10 protein-coding genes and 1 other RNA gene are annotated in these 6797 nt (G+C 59.1%); 8 read left to right on the top strand and 3 right to left on the bottom strand.

Features of this window, described 5'->3' with window-relative positions:
• Positions 1 to 13 precede the first annotated feature (13 nt).
• Positions 14 to 1084, bottom strand: coding sequence for a lysine-2,3-aminomutase-like protein (locus ACJ2A4_RS12815; RefSeq protein WP_408873104.1), 1071 nt, complete (start codon positions 1082 to 1084; stop codon positions 14 to 16).
• A gap of 53 nt (positions 1085 to 1137) precedes the next feature.
• Between ACJ2A4_RS12815 and epmA the strand changes: the two genes are divergently transcribed.
• The 3 genes from epmA (at position 1138) to ACJ2A4_RS12830 (ending at position 3505) form a co-directional block, all read left to right on the top strand.
• The gene (gene epmA / locus ACJ2A4_RS12820) at positions 1138 to 2133 is read left to right on the top strand and encodes an EF-P lysine aminoacylase EpmA (protein WP_408873105.1); all 996 of its coding nucleotides are present in this window, start codon (positions 1138 to 1140) and stop codon (positions 2131 to 2133) included.
• Positions 2134 to 2237: 104 nt separating this feature from the next.
• Positions 2238 to 2669: a hypothetical protein gene (locus ACJ2A4_RS12825; RefSeq protein ID WP_408874171.1), complete on the top strand. Its 432-nt coding sequence runs from the start codon at positions 2238 to 2240 to the stop codon at positions 2667 to 2669.
• A gap of 56 nt (positions 2670 to 2725) precedes the next feature.
• Complete coding sequence (locus ACJ2A4_RS12830) at positions 2726 to 3505, top strand: fasciclin domain-containing protein (RefSeq protein WP_408873106.1); 780 nt, start codon at positions 2726 to 2728, stop codon at positions 3503 to 3505.
• Here the strand turns inward: ACJ2A4_RS12830 and ACJ2A4_RS12835 are convergent.
• Both ACJ2A4_RS12835 and ACJ2A4_RS12840 read right to left on the bottom strand, forming a co-directional pair.
• Positions 3476 to 4054, bottom strand: coding sequence for a thiamine phosphate synthase (locus tag ACJ2A4_RS12835; RefSeq protein ID WP_408873107.1), 579 nt, complete (start codon positions 4052 to 4054; stop codon positions 3476 to 3478). The genes ACJ2A4_RS12830 and ACJ2A4_RS12835 overlap by 30 nt on opposite strands.
• Positions 4041 to 4358, bottom strand: a complete 318-nt coding sequence (locus ACJ2A4_RS12840) for a hypothetical protein (RefSeq protein WP_408873108.1) — start codon at positions 4356 to 4358, stop codon at positions 4041 to 4043. The genes ACJ2A4_RS12835 and ACJ2A4_RS12840 overlap by 14 nt, the downstream gene beginning before the upstream one ends.
• 137 nt (positions 4359 to 4495) lie before the next feature.
• Between ACJ2A4_RS12840 and ACJ2A4_RS12845 the strand changes: the two genes are divergently transcribed.
• The 5 genes from ACJ2A4_RS12845 (at position 4496) to ACJ2A4_RS12865 (ending at position 6675) form a co-directional block, all read left to right on the top strand.
• Entirely contained in the window at positions 4496 to 4729 is a 234-nt protein-coding gene (locus ACJ2A4_RS12845; protein WP_194259110.1) for a hypothetical protein, read from the top strand.
• A gap of 3 nt (positions 4730 to 4732) precedes the next feature.
• Positions 4733 to 5077: a cell division protein ZapA gene (locus ACJ2A4_RS12850; protein ID WP_062506848.1), complete on the top strand. Its 345-nt coding sequence runs from the start codon at positions 4733 to 4735 to the stop codon at positions 5075 to 5077.
• 49 nt (positions 5078 to 5126) lie between these two features.
• Positions 5127 to 5283, top strand: a non-coding RNA gene (gene ssrS, locus ACJ2A4_RS12855) — 6S RNA.
• Positions 5270 to 5848 carry a 5-formyltetrahydrofolate cyclo-ligase gene (locus ACJ2A4_RS12860; RefSeq protein WP_408873109.1) on the top strand — a complete coding sequence of 193 codons (579 nt, stop codon included), beginning with the start codon at positions 5270 to 5272 and terminating at the stop codon, positions 5846 to 5848. Before ssrS ends, ACJ2A4_RS12860 begins: the two co-directional genes overlap by 14 nt.
• A gap of 11 nt (positions 5849 to 5859) precedes the next feature.
• Positions 5860 to 6675, top strand: a complete 816-nt coding sequence (locus tag ACJ2A4_RS12865) for a TIGR00282 family metallophosphoesterase (protein ID WP_194259112.1) — start codon at positions 5860 to 5862, stop codon at positions 6673 to 6675.
• Positions 6676 to 6797: the final 122 nt, after the last annotated feature.

Below are 6797 nucleotides of genomic sequence, written 5' to 3' on the forward strand. Positions count from 1 at the left end.
GGATTGGGGCGTGTCAGGTGAAGCTGCACGCCTCTCCATCGGGTGTGGAGACCGTGCCCGGAGACGCAGGGTCCAGATATTCCGGCCCGATTGGAACTTTGCCTCGGCCTCCCGGAATATCGAGAACATATGTCGGCCAGGCGAGACCGGTCACGCGTCCGCGAAGCTGCCTCAGCAGGGCCTGACCTTCCGCGACGGGGACGTGGAAATGCCCCGTTCCGGCAGCTGCATCGAGATGATGTAGATAATAGGGTTTGACCCGCGCTTTCAGGAACGCCCGCAGTAGGGCTTCCAGACTTTCAACCGTATCATTGACACCGCGCAGCAGAACGGACTGCGAGAGCACCGGAATGGCGCGGGACAGGACGGCCCGGATGGCCTTCATCGCCTGTGGGGTTAGTTCGCTGGCATGGTTGGCGTGAACGACCAGCCACATGGCGCGGTCTGTTTCCATCGCATCCAGAAGCTCTTCCGTCATACGGGCCGGGTCGGCGACCGGGACGCGGGAATGGATGCGGATGGTCTCGATATGCGGGATGTCGGACAGGGACTGCACGATATGCTTCAGCCGGCGTGGGGCCAGCATGAGCGGATCGCCACCCGTGAGGATGATTTCGCGAATATCGGGATGCTGCCGCACCCAGTCGAGTGCGGTTTCAAGCTGCGCGTCGCTGAGAAGACCGCCACCGGGCCCGACATGTTCACGCCGGAAGCAGAACCGGCAATAGAGCGGGCAGACCAGTAATGGTTTGAGCAGGGCCCGGTCAGCATAGCGGTGCACGATGCCGGGGACAGGAGACAGCGCATCGTCGCCGATCGGGTCCGCGTCTTCGTGGGGCAGGGTGACGAGTTCGCGGGCGTCGGGAATGACCTGCCGGGCGATGGGATCGTCCGGATGCGTGATCAGGTCCTGAAAAGCGGGGGGAATGGCCATCGTGAAGCGCTCGCCCACGGCCTCGAGCGTGGCCCGGTCGGCTTCGGGGGCCAGTCCCGCGTCGATCAGGTCGGACGGTGTGCGAAGCGTGTGACGTTTTGCAGAACGTTCCGCGGAATGTTGCGGGGCTGTCTTGACCATATCATGCATGTGATGCCTCTAGCGGTGCGGGTCCCCGTTTTGCAACAGGAGCGATAGACGCCATGACCGTATTGTCTGCTGATCCGGCCCGGATTGCGGAACGCCTTCCCCTGCTTGAGCGTCGCTCGCAGATGGTGAAAGCCGTCCGCGCCTTCTTTGAAGAGCGTGGCTATCTGGAAGTGGAAACGCCGTTCGCCGTGCCTGTGCCGGGTGAAGAAGTCCATCTGCGCTGCTTCAGAACGGAACTGGAGCGGCCGGACGGCTCCCGTGAGGCGCGCTTCCTGCATACGAGTTCGGAATTCGCGATGAAGCGGATTGTGGCGGCGACGGGGAAAGCCGTTTTCCAGATGGCGCGTGTCTGGCGCAATGGTGAGGCCAGCAATACGCATGCTCCCGAGTTCACCATGCTCGAATGGTATCGTCCGGGCGCGGATCTGTCGTCGCTCATGGACGAAACCGAGGCTTTCGTGCGGGCTCTGCTGCCATCCGTAGTCCATCGGGGTACGGATGTCATTGATCTTTCACTCCCTTTCGAGCGGCTGACGATGCAGGCTGCATTTGCGCGCTATGTGGGGGCGGAGCTGCTGGGAACGGCTGGGGATGCAGAGGCGCTGGCCACGCAGGCCCATGTCGGGCTGCGCAACGAGGAAAACTGGGAAGACCTGTTCTTCCGGCTGTTGCTGGAGCGTGTCGAACCCATGATCGGGCGCGACCGACCCACGTTCTTAACGCACTGGCCGGCCGAGCAGGCAGCACTCGCGCGAAGGGATCCAGCAGACGATCGGGCCGCCCTGCGGTTCGAGCTGTATATCGGCGGTCTGGAACTGGCTAATGCCTTTGAGGAGCTGACCGATCCGGTGGAGCAGCGGGAGCGTTTTGCAACGGATCGTAAGCGTCGTATGGAGCTGTCGCCCGATCAGGACTGGGCCGTGGATGAGGATTTTCTGGCGGCATTGCCGGAGCTGCCACCCTGTTCAGGCATTGCACTCGGGTTTGACCGGCTGGTCATGCTGGCAACCGGAGCGCCGCAGATCAGTGACATTTTGTGGTTGGCCTGATCTTTTCGGAACTTGCAGGAGTTTTAATCCTTCTCTTGCGTCAGAAGGGCTAGAACGTGTCGAAAGAGAAACATGACCGCGTTGCCGCGGCACAGTCGGGGAAGATGATGATGAAAAAAGTTGGACTGCTGTCTGTCCTGGTGCTGCTGGGCCTTTCCGCCTGTGACGTTCCGACCCTTCAGCAACGCAAGGTTCTGGATTCCATGGTCGGCAAGTCCGAAGTGGATGTGCTGCGCCAGTTTGGTGTCCCGACCCGCAATTACGATGCGCAGGGCCATACGTTCCTCGCCTATATCGATAACCAGACCCAGTATTCCGGCGGTGGTGGCTGGGGTTGGGATGGCTGGGGCGGCGGCTGGGGCGGCATGGGCATGGGCGGCTGGGGTGGCGGCTGGGGCGGCATGGGTGGATGGGGCGGCATGGGCGGCTGGGGTGGCGGTTTTCCGGCAACCTATTACAACACCAGCTGTCAGACGACATTCGAGCTGGTCAGCGGCAAGGTCGTCGGATGGACCATGCGCGGGGATGGGTGCTGAATCGGCCAGCCTGCTCTATGGTCGTTTTTCCCGCTCACAGGATGGTACGATCAAGCATGGATGTGCGACTCGATGTTTTCTCTTCAGGACGGTTTCCGGGCTGGGAGAAGGGGCTGAAACTGGGCGTGGGGCTTCTTCTTGGAGCCTCGCTTTCCGCCTGTGGCGATCCTGACTGGCAGGGCACGGACTGGACGAAGAACTACCAGGACAGCTTCGAAACGCAGATCAGTAGCCGTGCATCCTTCATGCCCGGAAATACGGACAAGGCTTATCAGCCAAGCGCTGACGGGGTACCCAACAGCCCGGTGGCCTATCATTCGCCGCCCATGCTGTCCTATGAAGACCGTCCGCTCGATGAGAATATTACGGGCTCGCTGGAACTTGCCGATTACGTCAAGGCAATCCGCGTTGCGAAGCTCGATCCCTGGATCAGCGGTCCGGGGCCTTACACGCTCTTTGCCATTCCCAATGCTGCCATGGAGCGTCTGAATACCCGGTGGCACGGCGGGCTGCTTGCGCCCGAAAACCGCGGGCAGCTTGTGCATATTCTGGGCTATACGATTGCTTACGGAAAATGGGACGAAGCCGCATTGCGCAAGGCAATCGCCCGCAATCATGGTCATGCTATCGGGCTGAAGACCCTGTATGGTGACCTGCTGGGTGTTCAGGTTTCTCCCCGGACGGGCGAACTGCTTCTTGAAAACAGGGCAGGCGATATCAATCGTCTTTGGGGCAAGTCTTTTGCGCAGTCCAACGGCGTCCTTTATTTCACGCAGGACACGCTTCTGCCGACGCCCGCGCCTGTTTCAGCCAGCCGCAAGCACGGCCATCGCTGAAAACCGTTCTGCATCCTTGCCATCGAACTGAAGGGGAATGGCAAGGAAATCGGCAGTGGCCGCAATACCAGCCGAGGCATCTTCCGTGCTCATGATGCCTTCGGCCACCCCGGGTAGTTCCATGACGGAACTCCACCACTTCACCAGATCAAGCTCTCCGGCAGGAAAAGCGACGTAATCGGCGCCCGACTCGCCTGCTTTCATGGCGTCATCGCGGTTGGTGCAGAGGCAGCCGACTGGCATGTCGCTTCCAACCTTGCCGCGCAGGGTCACGAGCTCTTCGACATTTCCCGCGTGCAGTCCGTCGCAGATCCCCAGAAGTGACTTCGGAACGTCTGAAAGCGACCCCGAGGCTTCAAGGATCATGGCGACACCATTGGCGTGCAGCAGATCCACGAGTTGTGAAAGCTGCGCTTTTTCCGGTGTCCAGCCGGATGGAAGCCGAAGTGCTGTTATTTCAGGCAGGGTGAGAATGTCGCGGAGCACTTCGAGGGCGGCATCCATGCTGAAACCAGCGGGCAGAACGGGGTAGAGATCACAGGCTGTCATGGGCATGTTCTCGCAGATTGTGGCGCGGGGAGCTAGGCGGTCTGGTGGTCAGGATACGTCCGCGATAAAGGTCATATGTTTCCAGCGCCCGGAACTGTGCAGCGCCAATACGGCAGATTGCCCAGCCGATCCCGGCATCCAGCGCCTGCCGGGCGATTGCAGGTGAGCCGCCGCAATCCAGAATGGACAGCTGTTTTTGCGTCTCTGTGATCTCGAGCCACCAGGGAATGCCAAAGCTGTTTCCTGCACTTTCCATCGAAAGGGCAAGAAACCGGTTTCCATGAGACAGGATAATCTGCTCCATCTCATGGCGAGACGAAATCACGAAAACAGGATAGTGAACGGGCAGGGATGTCCTTGACCCCGTACCGGGATCGGGTCTTTCCTGATGAACGGGCCGGAGCGGGTCTGTATTGGGCATTCTGCTGACGTAGTGATTGCATGAACGGGAAGATCGTGGCGGTAAACGAGACAGGTATCCGGCAGGACGATAAGGCGGTTGAACGTCTTGAGGAAGCAATGATGCGGATTGCCGCTGCGTCCGAGCGTCAGGTTCTGGCAAAGGAAGCCAGCGAGCGCGCCCTTCGCTCCATCCCGGACCTGTCGGAAGTTGCAGCCAATATCGACGCGCTGTGTGCCCGCATTCAGGGTGTGCTGGACAGGAAGGAGGGCTGATCGATGGGACAGGTATCCATCCGTCTTAATGGTTATGTCTATAATGTCGGCTGTCAGGATGGCGAAGAAGCCCATCTCTACGATATGGCCCGTCATGTGGAAGGCTGGCTTCAGCGCGCGCGGACTCTCGGTGGGGCAGCAAGCGAATCCAAGACGCTCATGATGGCAGCTCTGCTCATGGCCGATGAGATTTTCGAACTGAAACAGCGGCAGATCTCACCGCAGGCCGAAACGCAGATCCAGCAGGCCGAGCAGCTGCTTCAGCTTGAGAAGGCCCGGCAGGATCGTCTGGCCCGACTGGCGGGGCAGGCGGAGCTTCTGGCTACCGAACTTGAACGCGCCTCCTGATTTAAAAACGTTTGCATTGAACATCGGGCCGGACAGTCTAATATAGGTGATGGAGCTGCCTGGTGCGTCAGGCAAATCATCCCCCGGGCCGATAAGCATTCCTTAGGGAACTGGCTCTGTCGTGGCCCTGGTCACGTTAACCGGTGCCCACCTGCACTTGCAGGTCTAGGAGGGCTGAAAAGACCAACGGCTTTGGCGGCTCCACAGATTTCCGACCTCGACCTGCTGAAAAAAGAACTGCGCCTGAAAATGGCTCAGCTTCGCCAGATCGCCTCTCATGCTGATGAAGAGGCACTGCGCACACTCCTGCTTCAGGAAATACTCTCGCGTTCTGCCCATAGAGTGGCAGCAGTCTGGCCGCTGGCTGGAGAAGTTGATCTCCGACCTTTATGCCATGATTTATATGCTGCCGGGCGTGATGTTCTGCTGCCCGAAACCACACCAAAAGGCTCTCCCCTGATTTTCAGGTGCTGGAAGCCTGTCAGTAGGATGGATGCCGGGCGTTTCGGCACATTGCATCCTGACGGCGAAATCGACATCCCGGACCTTGTTCTGGTGCCGTTTCTGGCATTTGACCAACTCGGTTATCGGCTTGGATATGGCGGCGGCTATTATGATCGCACCTTGGCTGAACTGAACGTACCGGCGATTGGATTTGGCTTATCTGGCCAGCAGGTCAGCGCTCTTCCCAAAGGCCCTTACGATATTCCGCTGGAAACGATCGTGACCGAGCGGGGCGTCATCAGGACCAATCCTCCAAAATCACAATGAAAGACTGACTGTTGAGACTGCTGTTTCTTGGCGACATTATCGGGCGTAGCGGACGTGAAGCCATAATCCGAAACCTGGCCGACTGGCGCCAGAAACTCTCGCTGGATCTGGTGGTGGCCAATGGGGAAAACGCCTCACACGGATATGGCCTGTCTCCCGATATTGCCAAGAACCTGCACAATGCGGGGGTCGATGTAATCACGCTGGGCAATCATGCGTGGGATCGCCGCGACATGATTGGCTATATCAATCAGGCCCCTCACATCGTCAGACCAGCCAATTATCCCGCCGGAACGCCGGGGCAGGGGAGCCATATCGTTGAAATCAGCCGCGGACGCCGTGCGCTGGTCATCAATGTGATGGGGCGTATTTTCATGGATCCTCTGGATGATCCCTTCCGTGTTGTCAGTGAGATCCTGTCCCGGCATCGGCTGGGCGTGACGGTTCATGCAATTCTGATTGACGTTCACGCGGAAGCCACCAGCGAGAAAATGGGCTTTGGGGCCTATTTCGACGGCAAGGTGTCCGTTGTGGTGGGAACACATACGCATGTTCCGACCGCTGACCATCGCATTCTGCCTGCGGGTACCGCCTACCAGACAGATGCTGGCATGTGCGGTGACTACGATAGTGTGATCGGAATGGGGAAGCCGGCATCGCTGCATCGACTGGTTCGCAAGATTCCCGGAGACCGTCCTCAGCCGGCAGAAGGGGAGGCGACCGTCTGTGGTCTCATGGTCGAGACCGACGATGCGACAGGACTGGCCCGAAAGGTCGCTCCGCTGCGGATGGGCGGGCATCTGGCTCCCAACTGGCCGGACTTCTGAGAAAAGCAGAAAAATTGAGAAAAATCCGTCTTTTTTCGAGTGCGATTCGCAATGAATAATGGGGGTTAGTCTCTTTTGCCGCAGAAAACCGGTATTTTTTTCTGTTGATAAGTGCCTTGTGA

Source organism: Gluconobacter roseus, from assembly GCF_046058915.1.
In the GTDB taxonomy this organism is placed as follows: domain Bacteria; phylum Pseudomonadota; class Alphaproteobacteria; order Acetobacterales; family Acetobacteraceae; genus Gluconobacter; species Gluconobacter roseus_A.

Excerpts from the sequence above, each read along its gene's own strand:
- ACJ2A4_RS12830 (WP_408873106.1), top strand. The coding sequence starts at position 2,726 with ATGGATGTGCGACTCGATGTTTTCTCTTCAGGACGGTTTCCGGGCTGG.
- ACJ2A4_RS12825 (WP_408874171.1), top strand. The coding sequence starts at position 2,238 with ATGATGATGAAAAAAGTTGGACTGCTGTCTGTCCTGGTGCTGCTGGGC.
- ACJ2A4_RS12815 (WP_408873104.1), bottom strand. The coding sequence starts at position 1,084 with ATGCATGATATGGTCAAGACAGCCCCGCAACATTCCGCGGAACGTTCT.
- ACJ2A4_RS12845 (WP_194259110.1), top strand. The coding sequence starts at position 4,496 with ATGAACGGGAAGATCGTGGCGGTAAACGAGACAGGTATCCGGCAGGAC.
- ACJ2A4_RS12850 (WP_062506848.1), top strand. The coding sequence starts at position 4,733 with ATGGGACAGGTATCCATCCGTCTTAATGGTTATGTCTATAATGTCGGC.
- epmA (WP_408873105.1), top strand. The coding sequence starts at position 1,138 with ATGACCGTATTGTCTGCTGATCCGGCCCGGATTGCGGAACGCCTTCCC.
- ACJ2A4_RS12835 (WP_408873107.1), bottom strand. The coding sequence starts at position 4,054 with ATGACAGCCTGTGATCTCTACCCCGTTCTGCCCGCTGGTTTCAGCATG.
- ACJ2A4_RS12840 (WP_408873108.1), bottom strand. The coding sequence starts at position 4,358 with ATGGAGCAGATTATCCTGTCTCATGGAAACCGGTTTCTTGCCCTTTCG.